1 pseudogene is annotated in these 282 nt (G+C 68.1%); it reads right to left on the minus strand.

The features are described 5' to 3' along the window. Window positions 1-282 (minus strand): annotated as a pseudogene (locus tag L981_RS32900) (sulfate ABC transporter ATP-binding protein); the annotation flags it as partial.

The raw sequence follows: 282 nt of genomic DNA on the forward strand, positions 1-282 counted from the left end.
GGTCGAGTTCGAGATGGCGGGTGCCGGCAACCCGGCGGCTGGCGGCAACGAGGCCGGCAAGACAACCGCCGCAGCCGTCGATCAGCTCGATGTCGTGCGGGCGGAAGTGCAGCTTGGCCGGACCGTCGGCTTCGGACGGCGCGCGCAAGCCGATCGGCCGGTCCTCGAACCAGATCTCGCCGTTCTGCAGCGTGACCGACAGGCAGTTCGACTGGCCGATGAAGCCGTAGACGAAAGGCGAGACCGGATGGTCGTAGATCTCGTCGGGGGTGCCGACCTGCT

Source organism: Ensifer sp. ZNC0028 (assembly GCF_000799055.1).
Taxonomy (GTDB): domain Bacteria; phylum Pseudomonadota; class Alphaproteobacteria; order Rhizobiales; family Rhizobiaceae; genus Ensifer.